This window comes from Rhizobium sp. BK176 (genome assembly GCF_024808055.1).
The window spans coordinates 22225-40580 of record NZ_JANUBV010000004.1; the positions used below are offsets into that span (position 1 = coordinate 22225).

17 protein-coding genes and 1 pseudogene are annotated in these 18356 nt (G+C 61.1%); 3 read left to right on the plus strand and 15 right to left on the minus strand.

The annotated features are described in order from the left end of the window. Nucleotides 1-2 precede the first annotated feature (2 nt). The 3 genes and pseudogenes from FHT76_RS15500 to FHT76_RS15510 all read right to left on the minus strand — a co-directional run bounded on the left by FHT76_RS15500 (nt 3) and on the right by FHT76_RS15510 (nt 1949). Entirely contained in the window at nt 3-353 is a 351-nt protein-coding gene (locus FHT76_RS15500; RefSeq protein WP_183860664.1) for an ArsC family reductase, read from the minus strand. Beyond that, nucleotides 354-1408: pseudogene (locus tag FHT76_RS15505) on the minus strand (succinylglutamate desuccinylase/aspartoacylase family protein). 157 nt (nt 1409-1565) lie between these two features. Then, a complete protein-coding gene (locus tag FHT76_RS15510; protein ID WP_259185674.1) occupies nt 1566-1949 on the minus strand; it encodes a hypothetical protein in 384 nt (127 codons plus the stop codon). A gap of 340 nt (nt 1950-2289) precedes the next feature. Between FHT76_RS15510 and FHT76_RS15515 the strand changes: the two genes are divergently transcribed. Further along, nucleotides 2290-2853: a methylated-DNA--[protein]-cysteine S-methyltransferase gene (locus tag FHT76_RS15515; RefSeq protein WP_259185675.1), complete on the plus strand. Its 564-nt coding sequence runs from the start codon at nt 2290-2292 to the stop codon at nt 2851-2853. A 32-nt stretch (nt 2854-2885) separates the two neighbouring features. Here FHT76_RS15515 and guaA read toward each other — a convergent pair whose 3' ends face one another. The 3 genes from guaA to FHT76_RS15530 form a co-directional block, all read right to left on the minus strand. Then, entirely contained in the window at nt 2886-4448 is a 1563-nt protein-coding gene (guaA, locus tag FHT76_RS15520) for a glutamine-hydrolyzing GMP synthase (RefSeq protein WP_183753406.1), read from the minus strand. Nucleotides 4449-4541: 93 nt separating this feature from the next. After that, nucleotides 4542-5180 (minus strand): 5'-methylthioadenosine/S-adenosylhomocysteine nucleosidase, encoded by a 639-nt coding sequence (locus tag FHT76_RS15525; RefSeq protein ID WP_016552405.1) that lies wholly within the window; start codon nt 5178-5180, stop codon nt 4542-4544. After that, a complete protein-coding gene (locus FHT76_RS15530) occupies nt 5177-5620 on the minus strand; it encodes a PaaI family thioesterase (protein WP_183753404.1) in 444 nt (147 codons plus the stop codon). Before FHT76_RS15530 ends, FHT76_RS15525 begins: the two co-directional genes overlap by 4 nt. Nucleotides 5621-5862: 242 nt before the next feature. On the opposite strand from FHT76_RS15530, the gene FHT76_RS15535 reads away from it, so the two are divergent. Beyond that, the gene (locus FHT76_RS15535) at nt 5863-6921 is read left to right on the plus strand and encodes a GH25 family lysozyme (RefSeq protein WP_183753402.1); all 1059 of its coding nucleotides are present in this window, start codon (nt 5863-5865) and stop codon (nt 6919-6921) included. A gap of 81 nt (nt 6922-7002) precedes the next feature. Here FHT76_RS15535 and FHT76_RS15540 read toward each other — a convergent pair whose 3' ends face one another. The 7 genes from FHT76_RS15540 to FHT76_RS15570 all read right to left on the minus strand — a co-directional run bounded on the left by FHT76_RS15540 (nt 7003) and on the right by FHT76_RS15570 (nt 14510). After that, nucleotides 7003-7455 carry a TspO/MBR family protein gene (locus tag FHT76_RS15540; protein ID WP_183753400.1) on the minus strand — a complete coding sequence of 151 codons (453 nt, stop codon included), beginning with the start codon at nt 7453-7455 and terminating at the stop codon, nt 7003-7005. Between the two features lie 61 nt (nt 7456-7516). Beyond that, nucleotides 7517-8605 carry a DUF1513 domain-containing protein gene (locus FHT76_RS15545; protein WP_259185677.1) on the minus strand — a complete coding sequence of 363 codons (1089 nt, stop codon included), beginning with the start codon at nt 8603-8605 and terminating at the stop codon, nt 7517-7519. A 2-nt stretch (nt 8606-8607) separates the two neighbouring features. Continuing rightward, on the minus strand, nt 8608-9702 hold the full coding sequence (locus FHT76_RS15550; RefSeq protein ID WP_183860656.1) for an imelysin family protein: 1095 nt from the start codon (nt 9700-9702) through the stop codon (nt 8608-8610). Beyond that, the gene (locus FHT76_RS15555) at nt 9702-11240 is read right to left on the minus strand and encodes a di-heme oxidoredictase family protein (protein WP_183860654.1); all 1539 of its coding nucleotides are present in this window, start codon (nt 11238-11240) and stop codon (nt 9702-9704) included. The genes FHT76_RS15550 and FHT76_RS15555 overlap by 1 nt, the downstream gene beginning before the upstream one ends. Before the next feature lie 47 nt (nt 11241-11287). Next, complete coding sequence (locus FHT76_RS15560; protein ID WP_183860652.1) at nt 11288-12568, minus strand: imelysin family protein; 1281 nt, start codon at nt 12566-12568, stop codon at nt 11288-11290. A 136-nt stretch (nt 12569-12704) separates the two neighbouring features. After that, the gene (locus FHT76_RS15565) at nt 12705-13994 is read right to left on the minus strand and encodes an RsmB/NOP family class I SAM-dependent RNA methyltransferase (protein WP_183860650.1); all 1290 of its coding nucleotides are present in this window, start codon (nt 13992-13994) and stop codon (nt 12705-12707) included. A gap of 153 nt (nt 13995-14147) precedes the next feature. Next, nucleotides 14148-14510, minus strand: a complete 363-nt coding sequence (locus FHT76_RS15570) for a septal ring lytic transglycosylase RlpA family protein (RefSeq protein ID WP_183860648.1) — start codon at nt 14508-14510, stop codon at nt 14148-14150. Between the two features lie 593 nt (nt 14511-15103). On the opposite strand from FHT76_RS15570, the gene FHT76_RS15575 reads away from it, so the two are divergent. Further along, a complete protein-coding gene (locus tag FHT76_RS15575; RefSeq protein ID WP_183860646.1) occupies nt 15104-16318 on the plus strand; it encodes an MFS transporter in 1215 nt (404 codons plus the stop codon). A 6-nt stretch (nt 16319-16324) separates the two neighbouring features. Here FHT76_RS15575 and FHT76_RS15580 read toward each other — a convergent pair whose 3' ends face one another. Further along, complete coding sequence (locus FHT76_RS15580) at nt 16325-17197, minus strand: SDR family oxidoreductase (RefSeq protein WP_183753386.1); 873 nt, start codon at nt 17195-17197, stop codon at nt 16325-16327. Next, a complete protein-coding gene (gene queG / locus FHT76_RS15585; RefSeq protein ID WP_259185678.1) occupies nt 17197-18345 on the minus strand; it encodes a tRNA epoxyqueuosine(34) reductase QueG in 1149 nt (382 codons plus the stop codon). The genes FHT76_RS15580 and queG overlap by 1 nt, the downstream gene beginning before the upstream one ends. Between the last annotated feature and the right edge of the window lie 11 nt (nt 18346-18356).

The following is an 18356-nucleotide window of genomic DNA, read 5'->3' on the forward strand; positions in this document are numbered from 1 at the left end:
GATCAGGCCTTGAAGAAGCTGCCGTAGATCTCGGGCTTGAAGCCGATGAGCAACTTGCCGTCCGCCTCCACAACCGGCCGTTTGATCATCGACGGCTGCTCCAGCATCAGAGCGATTGCCTTGCCCTCGTCGAGATTTTCGCGGTCAGCGTCAGGCAGCTTGCGAAAAGTCGTGCCGGCCCGGTTGAGCACGGTTTCCCATCCGGCTTCCTTCGTCCAGGCCTGCAGGTGGGCGCGATCGATCCCGACAGCCTTGTAGTCGTGAAACTGGTAGGCGACGTCATGCTCTTCCAGCCAGGTTCTGGCCTTTTTCATGGTGTCGCAATTTTTGATGCCGTAGATCGTGACGGTCACTTAGTCCTCCAGTGTTCCGGGTTTGCGCGTCGCCTTGCTGGCGGTCTTGCAAGCAATCTTCATCAGGTCGGCGCGGCGGCGAACGAGCCGCTCGGAGCTGCGGGTCACGATCAGGCCGGCCTGCGGCGCACGAATCTCGAGGCTGCCGTCAGCCATGCCGGGGCGAGTGATCAAGGTGGCAAGCACATCGCCTTCGCCAACCCATTCGCCGATATTGTGGTGGAGAGAACCGTGCCGGCCTCCGGCGCACGGACGATCTCGATATTGTCGAGCGGTACGGCGGGACCATCGAAGGCCGGCAGCGAGACGGCGGCATCGATTGCGCCGCGGCTCGCCAGGAATTTCCACAATCCCTCGGCATCCTTCTTCGCCATCTCGGGATAGACATCACGGCGGCCGCGAAGCTCGACGGTGACGGACAGTTTCCGGGGCAGGCGCGATTGTTTCTCCGGCGTCTCGTATTTCCAGGCAAAACCGACGGCCTCCTCGAAGGCGGAACTCTCGCCATCGGAGAGGAGCACCGCTTCCATATCCATCGCCGATGCGAGATCGGCTGCCTCCGGCCAGAAAGCCTCGTCGATGTAGGCATACTGCAGCGATTCGTCGTCGCAATGCAGATCGATCACCAGATCGCAGCCGAGCGCCATATGCAGCAGCTGGCGCTTCAGCTTGTCGATGGCGGAACGGTTCTCGAGGCCCTCAAGCAACCCGTCGCGATCCTTCACCGAGATCAGCGGAAACTCGCGATTGAAATTGGTCCGTGATCCAAGATCGAAGCGGCCCTGAAGCTCGCCGAAATGCGACTGGGCCGCGCCGATCGGGTTGGCATGCGGGACGACGATGATGTCGCTCTTGATCTGACCGGCGTTTTCCGACTGGCGCAGTCTTTCACACAGGAAGTGAACCAACGCCGTGCCCGGCAGCTCGTTGGCGTGGAGAGCCGCCTGAATGTAGACCTTCGGTGCCTTGGGATCGCTGCCCTTGAAACGAAGAACCGGCAAACGCCACTCGATACCCGCCGTGTCACCGGCAATAATGATCTCGGACGTGTTCATGTCGTTCTCCGCTTCATGCCTTGTCGCAGGAGCTTTAAGCGAGTTCGATAGCCGGAGGCAAGGTGTTATCCGCGCGCATGAAGCGGCCAGCGCCCGAGTTCTTCGTAGCCGGCTTGGCCTTGGCGATTGTGTAGCAGAACGAATTCGCGCGCAGCCATCACGACTGGCTTCTGCAGGGCGAACGCGGCACCATGTCCTTGTCGTAGAGGAGCGTGGCGTGAGGTTGAAAGTTCGGGTTCAGATTGGCGTCTGCGCCCAACCGGTGCATCTCGATCGCGATTTGCACACGCAGTTGCCGTAACAGTTCCCGTCCGCCATTGCCGGCGAGTACGATCGCGTTGTCCTGCGGCAGCAGGACGGTGATGATATGGTCGAAGGCGAGCTCGAACTGACACGCATCGATCGCCGGTCCTGCCTGGCGTTCCGCCGCGATGACCCCCTCGGGAATGCGGGCGCGCTCTTGCCGACACAATAGTGCGAAACATGGACGACGGCTGGCGGACGTGGCGATGCGAGGGGAAGGTGTTCCCGCTGCAGCCACTGCTGGATCGCCACGCATTCGTCGAGCGATCGCGAGTCCGGCAAAATCGCAAAGAGAAGGCTTTCCCGGTCGAAGCGCGACGGTTGTTGGCGCGTCTTCGGCGAAGCGAAATCGAAAGATGCCTGCAAGTCCTCGTGCATGATCGGCTCCTGGGCAACGGCCGTTTCTCATTCTTCACGGAAGACAGGGAGCCTAACATTTGATCTTGAAATGACACGAACAAAAAAAGAACATAAGGGCGAACGATCGACCGGAGCAAGCTCGTGCGACGCAAGAAACGGGTTGAATTCCGGCCGCGACGGCACGATCTTCGGAGTGAACAGCAGGGAGGCAATGACCCATGCAACAGGCAATGCATCACTATCTGATTTTCGAGACGAGCGGTGGCTTCTGCGGCATCGCCTGGAATGATGTCGGCATTACGCGGTTTCAGCTGCCGACGTCGAGTGCCGAGGCAACCGAGCGATTGCTCCTTCGCCGCATTCCCGGCGCCGAGGCGGCGAAGCCGACGGCCGCCGTTGCCGAAGCTGTTGCCGCAGTGAAGCGCTATTTCAGCGGCGAGCCGACGGACTTCTCAACCGTGAAGGTCGATCTCGCTGGTCAGGATGCCTTCTTCAGGCAGGTTTACGATGCTGCCCGCCAGATCGGCTGGGGCCACACGACCACCTACGGTGCGCTCGCGAAACAACTCGGCGTAGGGCCGGAGGCCGCCCGCGACGTCGGCCAGGCGATGGCGAAAAATCCGGTCGCCTTGATCATCCCCTGCCATCGCGTGCTAGCGGCCGGAAACAAGATCGGAGGCTTCTCCGCGCCCGGCGGCTCAACGTCCAAGCAGAGGATGTTGGAGCTCGAAGGCGTTAGCCTGGCGCGGCCAAAGCCGGTGCAGCAGTCACTTGATTTCTGATGGACGTCGCCTCGATTGAGGCGACTCTCAAATCATTCCCACTCGATCGTGCCGGGCGGTTTCGACGTCACATCGTAGACGACGCGGTTGATGCCACGTACTTCGTTGATGATGCGGGTAGCGGCGCGGCCGAGGAATTCCATGTCGTAGTGGTAGAAATCCGCCGTCATGCCGTCGACCGAGGTCACGGCGCGCAGTGCGCAGACGAATTCGTAGGTGCGGCCGTCGCCCATGACGCCGACGGTCTGGACGGGAAGCAGCACGGCGAAGGCCTGCCAGATCGCGTCGTAGAGACCGGCCTTGCGGATTTCGTCGAGATAGATGGCGTCGGCTTCGCGCAGAATTTCCAGCTTTTCGCGGGTGATGCCGCCGGGGCAGCGGATCGCGAGGCCTGGACCCGGGAAGGGATGGCGGCCGATGAAGCTGTCGGGCAGGCCGAGCTCCTTGCCGAGCACGCGCACTTCGTCCTTGAAGAGCTCGCGCAGCGGCTCGACGAGCTGCATGTTCATCCGCTCCGGCAGGCCGCCGACGTTGTGGTGCGACTTGATCGTCACCGATGGGCCGCCGGTGAAGGAAACGCTTTCGATCACATCGGGGTAGAGCGTGCCCTGGCCGAGGAAGTCGGCGCCACCGAGCTTCTTGGCCTCTTCCTCGAAGGTCTCGATGAACAGGCGGCCGATGATCTTGCGCTTGGTCTCGGGGTCGGAAACCCCTTCCAGTTCGCCGATAAACTTGTCGGATGCGTCGACGTGGATCAGGTGTAGATTGTAGTGTTCGCGGAACATGGCGACGACGTTGGCCGCCTCGTCCTTGCGCATCAGGCCGTGGTCGACCAGTACGCAGGTGAGCTTGTCGCCGATCGCTTCGTGGATCAGCAATGCTGCAACAGAGCTGTCGACGCCGCCCGAAAGGGCGCAGAGGACACGCTTGTCGCCGACCTGCTCGCGGATTGCCTCGACGGCCTTCTGGCGATAGGCCGACATCGACCAGTCGCCCTTGATGCCGGCGATGTTGTGAATGAAGTTGGCGATCAGCTTGGCGCCATCGGGAGTGTGTACGACTTCCGGGTGGAACTGCACGCCGTAATATTTGCGCTTCTCGTCGGCAATGAAGGCATAGGGTGCGTTCGGTGAAGTCGCGACGACCTCGAAACCTTCGGGGAGCGCCGTGACGCGGTCGCCGTGGCTCATCCAGACCTGATGGCGCGAACCCTTCGACCATAGGCCCTCGAACAGCGCGCTGTCTTCGTCGACTTCGAGGAAGGCGCGGCCGAATTCGCGGTGATGGCCGCTCTCGACCTTGCCGCCGAGCTGCATGCACATCGTCTGCTGGCCGTAGCAGATGCCGAAAACGGGCAGGCCGCTGTCGAAGATGATCTGGGGGGCGCGGGGCGAGCCTTCATCCACCGTCGAGGCCGGGCTGCCGGACAGGATCACTGCCTTCGGCTGCAGGCGCTTGAAGCCTTCTTCGGCGGACTGGAAGGGAACGATCTCGCAGTAGACACCCGTTTCGCGCACGCGGCGTGCGATCAGCTGGGTTACCTGGCTGCCGAAATCGACGATGAGAACGCTGTCTGGATGTGCTGTCTGGGTCATGGCGAGCCTTTAATGAAAAGCACCCGGTCTTGCAATGCGCGAAATCCTTGGCTGGAGGATTTTATTGTCCCGATTGTCCCTGTTTAGCAGGGGTTAGAACCAGAATACCCCGTCCTCCAGCGCCGTAAACAGACTGTCGACGGCATAAGACAGCTTGCGATCGACGACATGCAGGTATTCTGTCCAACCGGAAATGTGCTGCAGTTCCTCCACACCGTCTGAAATCCCGCGCAGGCCGATCAGCGGCAGGCCATAGGCCTGGCAGGCACGCAGGATTGCGAAGGTCTCCATATCGACCATGTCGGCGGCGATGCCGCTGTAGGCCTGCCCGGACACGACGTTGCCACCGGTCGAGAGGCTTGCTTCGGCAATGCCCGGAATCCTCAGCGGCAATTCGACGACGGCGGGCAGATCGAGAAAAGGCGTGCGCCCCTTTTCGAAACCAAGTGGCGAGGCGTCCATGTCGCGATAGGAGACTGACGTGACCTGGTAGACTTCGGTCTGCTCAAGCTTGGACGAGCCCGCCGATCCGAGCGAGACGACGAGTTGTGGCAGGTCGTCCGCGTTATCCAATTCCGTCAGTGTCCGCGTGAGGGCGACAGCCGCCTCGACGGGGCCGACCCCGGTCATCAGCGGCTCGAAGCGGGAGCGCAGGAACGGACCGTATTCGGCCTCCGCCGCCATCACGAACAGAATGGATTTGCCGGCGACCGATTTCAGCTCAAACTTCATCCCGAAATGCCCTCTCTGCCACGGATGATCATCATGGTGCTTGTCATGGAAGCAATCAGCTTTGCCGGCCCGTCGCCAATCGCGTAGCCGCGCCCGTCCGCGACGATGATGTTCGATCCCGGCTTGGTGATCTCGCCGCGAAACAGAAAACGCTCGCCCCGGCCCGGCGACAGCAGATTGACCTTGAATTCGATCGTCAGAATGGATGCTTCGGCGTCAATGACGCTATAAGCGGCAAAACCACAAGCGGAATCGAGCGCCGCGGAAATCACGCCTGCATGCAAAATACCGTGCTGCTGGGTGAGCTTGACGTCGAATGGCAGCTCGATTTCCACCGTTGCCCGCTCGACGCGGGTCAACTCGGCGCCAATGGTCTGCAGCGCCGCCTGGCGCGCAAAGTTTCTTCGGATCCGCTCGTGGAAGTCGCCGTTGTCAGTCATCGCTTTGCCTTTTTTGCCGGCGCGAAAGTGGCATGGTGCGTCGCGTCAGACAAGCGGTTCCCGGAAATCAGTTGGCAGAAGGTTTCTGCGCGCTGGATGTTGTCTGACTGACGAAGCGTCCCGTGCCGCGCGTAAAGATTGGATTCAGTCTTTTTTGGTAATTTTCCATTAGCCATTGCCTTTCAATGGTTCCCCGGTGGCGGCTCCCTGCCATCGACAATTGTTTTGCGTGCGGGTTCTCAATGCGTCTATCGGCTGCGCCAGCGTTCTTTCTTGCTTCTCTTGCTCTGTCCGGCTGCACATCCAGCTTGGGGCCGGACCTTGTCGCGAGCGTGCCGTCCCGCGAGACGACCAGCTCGGTTGCACGCCCAAGCGCGCCTGTGCCGGCAAGCCCGGTGCCATCGGCGGATGTTGCAGAAACGCCTGCGGCAACGGCGCCAAGACAGGAAGAATTGGCCTGGGCCGGCCCGGTTCCTCAGCCACGAGCCTTCGAACCGCAGGCAGGCGTGTCCGCCGCCCCCATGCCTTCGGAAAGGCCGGTTGCAACAGTCCAGCCAGCCGTGCTAACGCCGACGGCCCCCGAAATCGACGACGCGCCGCGGACACGCTCGCGGATCTACAACCATCGTTTCCGCGACGTCAAACCGATCAATTTCGGCTCCTCGTCGCCCAGAAAGCTTGCCGTCCATGGTGTCGACGTTTCGCGCTGGCAGGGCGATATCGACTGGCAGAAGCTGAGAACGCAGGGCGCGAACTTCGTTTACATCAAGGCGACCGACGGTGGCGATCACCTCGATCCGATGTTCCGGAAGAACTGGCGCGACGCCAAACAGGCCGGGATCAAACGCGGGGCCTATCACTTCTTCTACTGGTGCCGCACGGCGGGCGAACAGGCTGACTGGTTCATCCGCAACGTTCCCCGCGAAGCCGGGGCCTTGCCACCGGTCATCGACGTCGAATGGAACGGCGAGTCGAGCTGCAAGCGGCGAGTGTCGCCCGAGAAGGTTCGCGAGAAGATGCAGGTCTTCATGGACAAGCTGGAGCAGCACTACGGGCAGCGGCCGATCATCTACACCGCGCCGGACTTCTATCGCGACAACCTGAAGGGAGCCTTCCTGAACTATCCCTTCTGGCTGCGTTCGGTCGCGGCGCACCCTTCCAAGGTCTATCCCGGACGCCGCTGGGTGTTCTGGCAGTATTCAGGCTCCGGCATCTCGCACGGCGTTGACGGCCGGATCGACCTGAATGTCTTCCACGGCAGCGAAGCGGACTGGCACGACTGGGTCGCCAAAGCCGATTAGAATCCGGCAAACGAGCTCTCTTTTTCTGCCTTCGGGCGGAAGCCTCCGTGGCTCGCGACCGACGATCCCGCTGCCGCTGCTTCAGTTCAGATAGACGATCGAGGCGTTGAGAAGCGTCGCGAAACCGACCCAGATGGCATAAGGCATGAAAAGCAGCGCGGCTGCCCGGTCGGCGTTCCAGCGGTTGACGACAAAGGCGATCACTAGCCCCAGCAACAGCACGATGACGACCAGGGAGGCGGAGAGCATCCGCATGCCGAAAAAGAACGGCGACCACAGAAAGTTCAGTACCATCTGCCAGGCCCAGATCAGCATGCCGACGGAGAGATGGCCGCGCAACCATGTCCGCGCACCGGCAATACCAATCAAAACGTAGAGGGTGAGCCACACAGGGGCGAATATCCAATCAGGTGGATTGAACGGCGGCTTGGCGAGGGATTGATACCATTCACCGGGCAAATTGTTGACGCCGACAGTCAGGCCCCCGCCGAGCGCGATGGCGATGAAGACGACGTAGGTCAGGGCTCTGCTCATCCGCGCTAGATAGGGCGAGCGCACCCTCCAACCCGATCGCTAGCGATCTTTTGCGCACAATTCAGACGGCCGCAATACGCACGATATGCTGGTCCCAGGCCACATCGCTCCGCGTTGATAAAAACCCGCCATCATAGGATGACACGGCAAAGCCGGTCTTGGCCGCTGCAATCCCAGCCGCGTCAGGCACGACCGCTTCACGCAGCACGCGGCCGCTCTTCGCATCGATCGTCACGGATGCACCGCCCTTGGGCGAGGTGATGCCGACGAGCCCATCTGCCCGGTTGATGGCGATAGCGCCGACATAGTTGGCGAGGCGGCGCGTGGTTTCGTCCGGCAGATCGACGAAGCGCAGGTCTTCTCCCTTTGCAAAGGAACCGACGAGCGGCGGCAGGTCGTTGCGGTGACCCTCGTACTGGCACGCAAACCAGATGCGGCCGCTATCGTCGACATCGACGTGACGCGTGGAGAGTTGTGCCCATTGCGACGGCAGAGAGCGCTTTTCGATCAGCGATCCCGTCGCTGCATCGATCAGCGTCAGCGAAGGCTGCATATTGAAAAGATTGAGCTTGGTGCGGCCGAAATCCGGATGCGTTTCAATCCCGCCATTGGCAATGTTCAGCATGCGCCCGTCGTCGGACACCGTCATGTCATGCGGACCGACACCGTAGGTCTCGAATTCATCGATACGATCGAAACGACCGGTCGCGTCGTAAAGGCCGATCACGCCGCGATTGGCGTCGAAGGCATTCTCGCTGGCATAAAGGAGCCGACCATCTGGTGAAAAGGCGCCATGACCATAGAAATGGCGTCCCTCGGCGGCGGCAATGGTGATTGGCTCGTTCTTGCCGCGCGGGTCGAAGATCATCGCATAGGTGCCGGGGCGACGCGCAAAGGCGACGGTCTTTCCGGTCGCCCGGCTGAAGGCCATGCCATGCGCCCGCGCGGGAAGCGCAACCTGGTCGATAATTTCACCGCGTTCCGAGACCGTGGCTATGGCATAGGATCCGTCGGCCGTCCGCAAACCGGATGCATAAACAGCATCTGCACGCTCCAGTGCCATCAGCGCGCGCGGCTGCAGTGCCGCCAGGAACGTTAGTCCGGCAGCCTTGACGAAACTGCGCCGATCAATCGCAGAGCTGTTCCACATGTTCAGTCGCCGTCGGAGAAGGAGAAGCCAGCCGATAGGCCGATCGCCGCTCCGTAGTCGTCGCTTATCTTGGTAATCAGCTCACGCGTGCTGACCAGAAGGGCATCCAGCTTTGCTTTCTCGGCATCGCTTGTCGCGACTTCGATATCGGGGTTGAGCTTTGGTACGGTTTCCAGCAGCGACTTGAAGCTGGCATCGATCGCGTCGGCAATTGGTTTCTTGTCGGCGGGAAGAAGCTCTACCATGCCGGCCTTCTGCCAGAGCGTGCGCAGTCCGTCGAGATTGGCTGCCATCGACTTCCAAGTGTTCTTGGAACGCCAATAGATCGCCATGCGCGGGCGCGGCGTGCTGTCCTTGCCCTTGTAGAACTGCTCGAGACGCTGATCGCGAACCGTTTCGGCGCCGTGGACGAGAATACCGAGCAGCGCCGTCACTGCTTCCTTGTTATCCATGAAGTCCGCGCTTTGCGGGCCGGGATGCTTCCAGCTCGCCTGCACGCCGTCGGGCTTTTCCCAGGCGGCGACAACCTCGCCGGCCTCGCGCTGAATGTTGCCGGCGACGGCTGCGCCATAGAGGCATCGGAAACTATTTTTCTGTGTCGTCAGGTCTTCGGCGCCGGTGCCGTAGAGCACGTATTCAAGCGCAGTGAGCCCTTGCAGCGCAACACTCTTGCCGGCGATCGCATCGACCGTGGTGTCCTTCGGATCGGCTTTGGCGATCAGCGCCTGAACCTGCTTCAGGCCGACCCCTTTGCGATCGGGATAAAACAGGATGTGCTCGAAGAGATTGTCCTGAATGACAGGTCCTGTCTGGACGATCTCGATGACCGACCAATAGCGGATCGTGTCGTCGAAAGCCGACTTCGCCTTGTCGAGCTTCTGCTGCGTCGCGTCTTCGCAGAGGTCCTTCATCGCCGTCGTCAGGCGTGCGGCCGATTGCTGGGCATTGCGATAGCCGGGGCGGATCACCTCGTCAACTGCCCGCTGCATCACCGTGGATACCGCTTCCTCGTTCAGGCCGGCTTGCGGTGCGGGGGTCTGTGCGGAGGCAGAAGTAGCAAGGGCCAAGGAGAGAAGAAGAGGTTGCCAAAGGCGCATCAAAGGGACTCCAGGAATGTAATCAGTGCCTGCCGATCATCCTTCGGCAGGGATGCGAAAGCGTCACGCGCTTTTTGAGCCTCGCCGCCATGCCAGAGAATCGCTTCGGTGAGATTTCTGGCGCGGCCGTCGTGGAGGAAAAAGCTGTGCCCGCTGACAGTCTGGGTCAGACCTATACCCCATAGTGGCGGCGTGCGCCATTCACGACCGTTGGCGCTCCCGACTTGTTGTCCGTCCGCGAGACCTTCGCCCATATCGTGCAGCAGGAAGTCGGAATAGGGCCAGATCAGCTGGAAGGATTGGGCCTTGTCGGCGCTGTCCCGGCGGGTGACGAACTTCGGCACGTGGCAGGAAATGCAGCCGCTTTGGTAGAAGATCTTCTTGCCCTGCAGGGTAGCCGGGAAGCTCGCCTTTCGCCGGGCAGGGACGGCCAAGTTGGCAGAGTAGAAGGTCACGAGGTCGAGGATCGGGCCGGGGGCCTCCTCCTTGCCAAGCCGTTTCTGCACGCCGGTCGGCATCTCCCTGCACTTGGCCTCGGCTACGGTGCAATCGCCATGCGAGTCAGGCTGGTCCGGCGTCGAAATGCCGATGTCATTGGAGAAGGCATCCGCGCTCTGATCGCGCACACTTGCGTTCTGCGCCTTCCAACCGAAGCGGCCGAGCGCGATCTTGCCTGTGCGATGGTCGCGCACAACAGCCGCCTTGCCGTGAATGCCATCGCCGTTCGTATCGTCCGGATCGGCATGGGCCAGGATATCCGCCTCGGGGATGGCTTCGATCAGGCCGAGCCCGATCATCGCGGGCGCAACGCGCGGCGAGATCGTCGTCGCCGGGTCGAGTGGGCCATAGCCTGGGTTGGTCACCTCGTAGCTCGGGCGGCGGAGCGAAGCCGTCTCTCCGCCAGCAAGTGTGACCGTTACCTCGGAGTAGCGGATCGCCATCTTGCCCTCGGAGGGCAGACCCGGAACCGCAAGATCCTGCAGCTGGTGGCCGTAAACGGGATCAGGGAAGTTGACGATCTCGGCGTTGGCAATTGCCCGCTGTTCGTCAGGCGTGGCTGCGGGACGCGACAGGCGCAGGAACATCGAGGTGGCGCTGACGCCGCCTTCCGGCGGCTTGCCACGGCCGTCGTTTACGTGACAGCTCATGCAGGAGCGGGCATTGAAGAGCGGCCCAAGGCCATCCGAGGCCTGTGTCGAGGAAGGAGCGGAAACCCAGAGCTTCTTGAAGAGGGCGTTTCCCAGTCGGAACGGCTGCTCTTCCTCGAAGGGGATGGTCGCGGAAATATGCGAAAAGGAATCCTCGGTGGCCGGATCGATGGACGTGGCGCCGCCCGCCTGCATCGCCTCGTATTGCTCGGCCTTGGAAAAATCCGTGGTCGGCCGGGTCACCGCGGCGACGCGTTTCATATCCGCTTCGGAAAGGTCGCCTCGTTTCGTCGGAAGATCGAACCCGGATGCCAGCGCAACGGAAAATCCGGCAATCGCGGCGCAAAATGCTGCGCAACTCAGAAGACGACGAGCCGATCTGGGAGGCATTCGAGAGTTCGGGCCGCTGCGTCGAACGAAGCGGCCCGCCTTTTCACTTATTGGAAGACCGCGCCAGGATTATCCAAGCTGTCGGAACCTTCAAGCTTCACCGTGCCGAGATCGAGTGCGGCAATAACGCGCTGCACCGTCTTGGTCTGGTCGACGAGACCGTCGATGGCAGCCTGAACGACAGCGTTGCCCTTCTTGTTGCCTTCGCCGATCATCTGGTCGTACTTCTCGACGTTCAGACCGCGCTTCGCCATGACCTGCATCGCATCGAGCGTCTTCTTCAGTTTGGCCTGCATTTCCTTGTCGAGTTTCTCGTCCTTGGCGGCGACGAGATCGTGCAGCGACGGTCCCTTCATCTTCGTGCCGTCAACGCGGGTGTAGTCGCCCGTGTAGGCAGCGGCGATGCCGATCGCGTCGTTGAGGTGCGAGTTGAAGGTGTTGTCGGAGAAGCAATCATGCTCTTCTTCCGGATCGTGCAGCAGCAGGCCGAGCTTCATGCGCTCGCCAGCCAGTTCTCCGTAGGAGAGCGAGCCCATACCCGTCAGGATGGCAACGAGACCAGCTTTCGGATCGGCTTCGACATGCTTGGTGGCTTCACCATCCGCAGTCCAGTTGTTGGTCATCTCCTGAAGGTCGGAGACCAGCAGCGTCGAGGCGGACTTCAGATATTCGGCACGGCGATCGCAATTGCCGTGCGTGCAATTCTTCAGGTCGTAGTCAGTGGCAGGGCGGTTGCCAGCTCCGGGACCGGTGCCGTTCAGGTCCTGGCCCCAGAGCAGGAACTCGATGGCATGGTAGCCGGTGGCGACATTGGCTTCGACGCCGCCGGCTTCGGCCAGCGTGCCGGAGAGGAATTCGGGCGTCAGCTTCGACGCGTCCACATCCTTGCCGTCGATCTTGATCGTCTTGTTGGCGATGACATTGGCAACGTAGAGCGAATTCTCGTCGCTCTCGGTTCCGTACGACGCATCGACGTAATCGATCAGGCCTTCGTCGAGCGGCCAAGCGTTGACCTTACCTTCCCAGTCGTCAACGATCGGGTTGCCGAAGCGATAGACTTCCGTCTGCTGGTAAGGGATGCGTGCCTTGATCCACGCGGCGCGGGCAGCCTTCAATGTCTTGTCGGTCGGGTCCTTGAGCAGGGCGTCGATTGCCGCGTCAAGGGCCTTGGCCGTCGTCAGCGAATCTTCGTATTTGGCATGCGCAACGTCAGCGTAGTGCTTTACAACTGCAGCAGCATCCGGAGCCGCGTAGGCGGGAATGGCAAGCAGAGCGGTTGGGGCCACCGCCAGCGCCACGGCTGCGCAGAAATTCTTGTTGAGTTTCATGATCCTCTCCTGTGCGGACGTTCAGCGCGAAGTCCGACGCAAATCTCTTTGCGCAAAAGCAAACTGGTGTCAAACACTCTAGTTTGGAATGGTTTTAAGTGTATTCGCCGCGGTTGCGGGCGCGAAGACCGGCTGTTCAGCCGTTCCGCTTCATGCGGCAGAAGAAGAACCCGTCCGTATCGGTGGAAGCGGGCGTCAGCGTGATGGTCTTGCCGTCGGACGAGCGTGGGCGCGGGCTGTCCTTTCCGAACAGTCCGTCCCAGGCGGGCAGGGCGCTGACGATCTCGTAGTCGCCGTTCTCGGCGGTGAAGCGTCGGACCTGCTCTTCGTTTTCCTGCGGCAGAACCGAGCAGGTGACATAGATCAACTCGCCACCGGGGCGGACAAAGGCGCTCGCCTGCTTGAGGGCATCCTGCTGCTGGGCCGTGCGCTCGTCGAGGTTCTTGGCGGTCAATCGCCATTTGGTGTCGGGCCGCCGCCGCCAAGTCCCGGTTCCCGTGCACGGCGCATCGACGAGCACCTTGTCGCAGCGATCGCTAAGGCTCTTCAGGGCCTTGGCGTCATCATGGACCTGGACATTGCGGGTGCCCGCACGCTTCAGCCGTTCGATGATCGGGGCGAGCCGCTTGCGGTCGGCGTCGTAGGCATGAACCTGGCCCTTGTTGTGCATCGCCGCCGACATGGCGAGCGTCTTGCCGCCGCCGCCTGCGCAATAGTCAAGCACCTGTTCGCCGTCCTTGGGAAGCACGAGATCGGCAACGATCTGCGATCCTTCGTCCTGAACTTCGAACCAACCTTTTTGGAACGAAAGCTCAGCTGTCACGTTTGGAAGTCTTGAGGCTCCTTCGCCGGCGGGAATCCGGATCCCGTAGCGCGCGATTTTTGCCTCTTGTGCGCCGGCCCTCTCAAGCGCTTTGACCGTCTTGTCGCGGGTCGCCTTGAGGATGTTCGCGCGCAGATCAAGTGTAGGACGTCCCGCAAGGGCCTGTGCCTCGGCAAGCCAGCTGTCGCCGAAGGCATTTTCAAAGGAGGATTGGACCCACTCAGGGATATCACCCTGGATATGAGCCGGAGCGTCGGTCAGGCGCCGGCTATTGAATGCGGACAGTTGAGCTTCCGAAAGGGGGGCAGGTGCGAACTTGTCGTCCGCAAGTTCCGCAGCAAGCGTGTCCGGCGTGAAACCCCACTGGCGGAACATCACGGCGTAAGCGATGGAGGAAGCACTGTCGTCGTCCATCAGCCAGGCGTGGGACAGGCGCATGCGGAGCGCATCGTAGACGATGTTGCCGATCGCGGCGCGGTCGCCGGAGCCGGCAAACCGATGAGCGAGGCCCCAGTCCTTCAATGCATCGGCTACAGGCCGTCTGCGGGCATCGATATCTGCAAGAACCGAAATCGCCCCTTCGAGCCGCCCGCCCAATCGCATTCAAACAGCTCCTATCGCCTGGATCAAAATACCGGGCTTGTGAACAATCCGCAGGAAGCGCGACAGACGCAGCGGATAGTACACAAGTCTAAACCGCGTCGTAGACGCGATTGGCGGCAAGAGCAAGCGACCCGTTCGTATACGGGCGAACGCTTAGCCTATGACTTCGTAGCAGACCTTTGCCGTGCCACTGCTGACCATGCCAATGTTCTGGGCGGCAGCGCGGGAGAGATCGAGGACGCGGCCGCGAATGAACGGACCACGATCGTTGACGCGAACGACGACGCTGCGGCCGTTGTTGCGGTTGGTAACTTTCAGCTTCGTGCCAAATGCCAATGAACGATGTGCTGCAGTATTGATGGTCGGGTTCATACGTTCCCCGGAGGCGGTTTTGGAGCGAAGTGCGTACCAGGAAGCGCCACCGCAACCATTTGCAGCAAATCCTTCGACGGGAAGGATGGTAGAGCAAGCTGCAATTGTTGCTGCGGCGATAACAGAACGGCAGATTTTCTTCAAAACGGATTGTCCCTCAACTGTTGAACTCACGCCTTGTGGGCGGTGAAGGGGTTGAATCCGGCCAAGTGTGGCGAAAAAGTGCCCCCAATTATCACGGAATGTTACAGAGTGTAATATCTGTGATGGATAGATGCACGACAGGTAACGCCGTTAAAAACAAGGAGATGGAAAAAAAGATAATGAAATCAAGTAAAATTCGAACGTTTTTTACAAGACATGATCCACGCAACCCGAGATCACAAAATTTACGAAAATAATTTTGCGCAATTGCCATAATTGCTGCCCCATTTGAGCAAATTTAGGGGCCGTTAACCATAAAGCGGCGCAGAATTGTGCGTGCGCACCGGAAAGGTAGGAATTTCCTACCTCTTTTGGCGAGCTGTCTGCGAGCGGTTGCACAACCCATGGACGTAAAAATCTGAGGTCCGCTCCCGCCGGCTTGCCAACTCGTGCTATCAAGTTGGCTGGGAGTTGGCGAGGTGTCGCTCAAAATACGACGACGTTGTCGAAAATGCGGACGCCCGAACGTCTTTAGCTTGCAGGCGCGCAAGTAGTGCACGCCTCGTCAACTTGGGCAGGGAGGCTGCGAAGTTATGAGCATACCCTATCGTTGGATCATTGTTGCTGCTGGGGCTTTGATGACGTGCGTCGCGCTCGGCGCGATGTTCTCCCTAGCGATTTTCCAGGAGCCGATCGCCATAGACACCGGCTGGTCACATGCTGGCATCGCGAGCGCAATGACGCTCAATTTCATTGTCATGGGGATCGGTGGCTTCTTCTGGGGCACCGCAAGCGATCGCTACGGGCCCCGCGTCGTCGTTCTGATCGGGGCCGGAGGCCTCGGCCTGGCGCTTGTGCTTGCAAGTCGAGCCGAGTCCCTTCTGCAATTCCAACTGACCTACGGCATTCTGGTCGGGCTGGCCGCCAGCACCTTCTTTGCGCCGATGATCGCGACGACGACGGGTTGGTTCGAGGAGAACCGTGGCCTTGCCGTTTCGCTGGTGTCGGCTGGCATGGGCGTTGCGCCCATGACTATCTCACCGTTCGCGCGCTGGCTGATCTCCGCCTATGATTGGCGAACTGCGATGCTGCTGATCGGCATCACCGCCTGGGTGCTACTGATACCGGCAGCCTTGCTCGTTCGCCGTCCGCCCGCGGAAACGGGGGACGCTGCGGCCGCCGATGTGGCGAGTGGCGAGCAGCCGTCGCTTTCCCGAGTGTTCCGCTCGCCGCAATTCATCGTGCTCGGGCTGACATTCGCTGCCTGCTGTGCCGCGCATTCAGGGCCGATCTTCCACATGGTCAGTTACGCCACGATCTGTGGCATTGCGCCGATGGCCGCTGTCAGCATCTACAGCGTCGAGGGGCTCGCGGGGCTGGGCGGACGGCTTCTCTATGGCGGGCTTGCCGACAGGATCGGCGTGAAGCCGGTGCTTGTGGCCGGCCTGCTTGTCCAGGCGATCGCGCTGGCAACCTACCTTTTCGTCAGCAGGCTCGGTGAATTCTATGCTCTGGCGATCATCTTCGGTAGTGCCTATGGCGGCGTGATGCCGCTCTATGCGGTGCTGGCGCGGGAATATTTCGGACCGCGTATCATCGGCACCGTTTTCGGCGCCGCCACTATGCTCTCCAGCCTCGGCATGGCCTTCGGCCCACTGATCGGTGGCTGGATCTTCGACACGTTCCACAACTACTCGTGGCTCTTCATCGGATCCGCCCTGGTTGGGCTTGGGGCGGCTGCGATTGCCCTGGCGTTTCCGCCGCTCGCAAGAGCAAAGACCGAACCGGCTCTCGGCGTGTCGGCTTGAGGCTGCCTATCCTCGCCAGCTGTTGCTTTGCTTCAGCTGCGCGAGGGAGGTCGGATAGGTCGGGAACGTGAAGGTAAAGCCTGCCGCTTTCAGCTTGGCGTTGGATACCCGCTTGTTCTCGCCGTAGAAGGACCGCGCCATCGGCGTGAGTTCGGCAGTCTCAAACGGCTGCTCCGGCGGGGGCTCGACGCCCAGAAGGCGAGCGGCCTCGACAATGACATCCTGAGGCGGGCCGGGCAGATCGTCGGTGACATTGTAGATGCCGCCAAGTCCGCGCTCGGCAAGGAACCGCGTCGCAGATCCAATGTCCTCGACGCGGATGCGGTTGAAGACCTGGTCTTTCTTGATCAGCCGCCTTGCCGTGCCGCGCTCCAGATTGCAAAACGCATTGCGGCCGGGTCCGTAGATGCCGGAAAGGCGGAGAACCGCCGCCGGAATATTGTTCTTTGCGCCGATGGCCATCCAGCCGTCTTCCGCTTCCAGCCGCTCCTTTGAGCGGCCGGAAACCGGCGTGCAGGGCGTGTCTTCAGTGACCCAGTTGCCCTTGTGATCGCCGTAGACGCCGACCGTCGAGAGATAGCCGATCCACTGGAGCTTCGGCATCATCTCCCGCAATCGCTCACCTGCGAGCCCGATCAGCGGATCGCCGCTTTCCCGTGGAGCAATGGATTGAACGAGATGCGTCGTATCGCGCATCGCGACGCTCAGATCATGTCCCAGAGTCTCGCCGTCGAAAAGGAACGCGTTGATCCCGAGGCCACGCAAAGCGGCAGCCTTTTCGTCCGTCCGTGTCGTCCCGGTTACGCGCGCCCCATCAGCTATGAAAGCCTCGGCGATTGCCTTACCGGAAAAACCGCAGCCGAAAATCATCACATCCATCATACAGCTCCCGCTAGCCGCCATTCGTCCCTGACATCGCTGTCCGATTCATCTGGCCTTTGTGCCGCAAAGGCTGCGAATTCACCAGCCTCGAAAAGGCGTGAAAGCGCCCAGACCGCCATACCACGTACGACGGGCGAGGGGTCCAGCGACAGCGCCCGACATCGCTCGACAAAGCGGCGGTCGCCCGAATTGCCGGCAGCGATGAGCACATTGCGGATGAAGCGGTCGCGGCCGATCCGCTTGACCGGCGAGCCGCTGAAGAATGCGCGAAAGGCGGCGTCGTCGAGGTTGAGCAGGAACTCGATCGTCGGTTCCTTCAGGTCCTCTCGGGGCTGCAGCTTCATTTCGGACGCCTCATGGGCAAACTTGTTCCATGGGCAGACGGCAAGGCAATCATCGCAGCCGTAGATCCGATTGCCGATCAACGGACGCAGGGCGGGATCGATCGGTCCCTTGTGCTCGATGGTCAGGTACGAAATGCAGCGTCGCGCGTCGATTTGATAGGGTGCCGGGAATGCATTGGTCGGGCAGATGTCGAGACAGGCACGACAGGAGCCGCAGTGGTCGACTTCAGCGGCATCTATATTCAGATCCGCGGTTGTGAACATCGAGCCGAGAAAGAGCCACGAGCCGAGTTCACGGCTGACGAGGTTCGTGTGCTTGCCCTGCCAGCCAAGGCCGGCCGCAGCCGCAAGCGGCTTCTCCATCACAGGCGCGGTATCGACGAAGACCTTCACGTCCGCCCCCGCACGCGCCGCAAAACGCGTCGCAATCTCCTTCAGCCGTCCCTTGATGACGTTGTGATAGTCGCGATTGCGCGCATAGACCGAGATCGCGGCCTTGTCGGGTTTCGTCAGAATTTCGCGGGGATCTTCATCCGGTCCGTAATTGAGGCCGAAGACGACGATTGACCGGACATCGCTCCAGAGCGTGCGCGGATCGCCGCGCCTGTCGCGAGTTTCCGCCATCCACTCCATCGTGCCGTGCCGCCCGGCGTCGATGAATTCGCCAAGCCGCTCCTTGGCCTCGGGGATTGCATCGGCTCGGGTGATGCGACAGAGATCGAATCCGAGAGCGTTCGCCTCCGAGCGAACGAAGGCGGTGAGGGTGTCGCGGCGTTTCTGTTCCTTGTTTTCTGTGGCCATCGAAGGCCCTC

Bases quoted from the DNA above. Each gene is read 5' to 3' on its own strand.
- FHT76_RS15515 (WP_259185675.1), top strand. From the start codon at position 2,290: ATGCAACAGGCAATGCATCACTATCTGATTTTCGAGACGAGCGGTGGC.
- guaA (WP_183753406.1), bottom strand. From the start codon at position 4,448: ATGACCCAGACAGCACATCCAGACAGCGTTCTCATCGTCGATTTCGGC.
- FHT76_RS15525 (WP_016552405.1), bottom strand. From the start codon at position 5,180: ATGAAGTTTGAGCTGAAATCGGTCGCCGGCAAATCCATTCTGTTCGTG.
- FHT76_RS15530 (WP_183753404.1), bottom strand. From the start codon at position 5,620: ATGACTGACAACGGCGACTTCCACGAGCGGATCCGAAGAAACTTTGCG.
- FHT76_RS15535 (WP_183753402.1), top strand. From the start codon at position 5,863: ATGCGTCTATCGGCTGCGCCAGCGTTCTTTCTTGCTTCTCTTGCTCTG.
- FHT76_RS15540 (WP_183753400.1), bottom strand. From the start codon at position 7,455: ATGAGCAGAGCCCTGACCTACGTCGTCTTCATCGCCATCGCGCTCGGC.
- FHT76_RS15545 (WP_259185677.1), bottom strand. From the start codon at position 8,605: ATGTGGAACAGCTCTGCGATTGATCGGCGCAGTTTCGTCAAGGCTGCC.
- FHT76_RS15550 (WP_183860656.1), bottom strand. From the start codon at position 9,702: ATGCGCCTTTGGCAACCTCTTCTTCTCTCCTTGGCCCTTGCTACTTCT.
- FHT76_RS15555 (WP_183860654.1), bottom strand. From the start codon at position 11,240: ATGCCTCCCAGATCGGCTCGTCGTCTTCTGAGTTGCGCAGCATTTTGC.
- FHT76_RS15560 (WP_183860652.1), bottom strand. From the start codon at position 12,568: ATGAAACTCAACAAGAATTTCTGCGCAGCCGTGGCGCTGGCGGTGGCC.
- FHT76_RS15565 (WP_183860650.1), bottom strand. From the start codon at position 13,994: ATGCGATTGGGCGGGCGGCTCGAAGGGGCGATTTCGGTTCTTGCAGAT.
- FHT76_RS15575 (WP_183860646.1), top strand. From the start codon at position 15,104: ATGAGCATACCCTATCGTTGGATCATTGTTGCTGCTGGGGCTTTGATG.
- FHT76_RS15580 (WP_183753386.1), bottom strand. From the start codon at position 17,197: ATGGATGTGATGATTTTCGGCTGCGGTTTTTCCGGTAAGGCAATCGCC.
- queG (WP_259185678.1), bottom strand. From the start codon at position 18,345: ATGGCCACAGAAAACAAGGAACAGAAACGCCGCGACACCCTCACCGCC.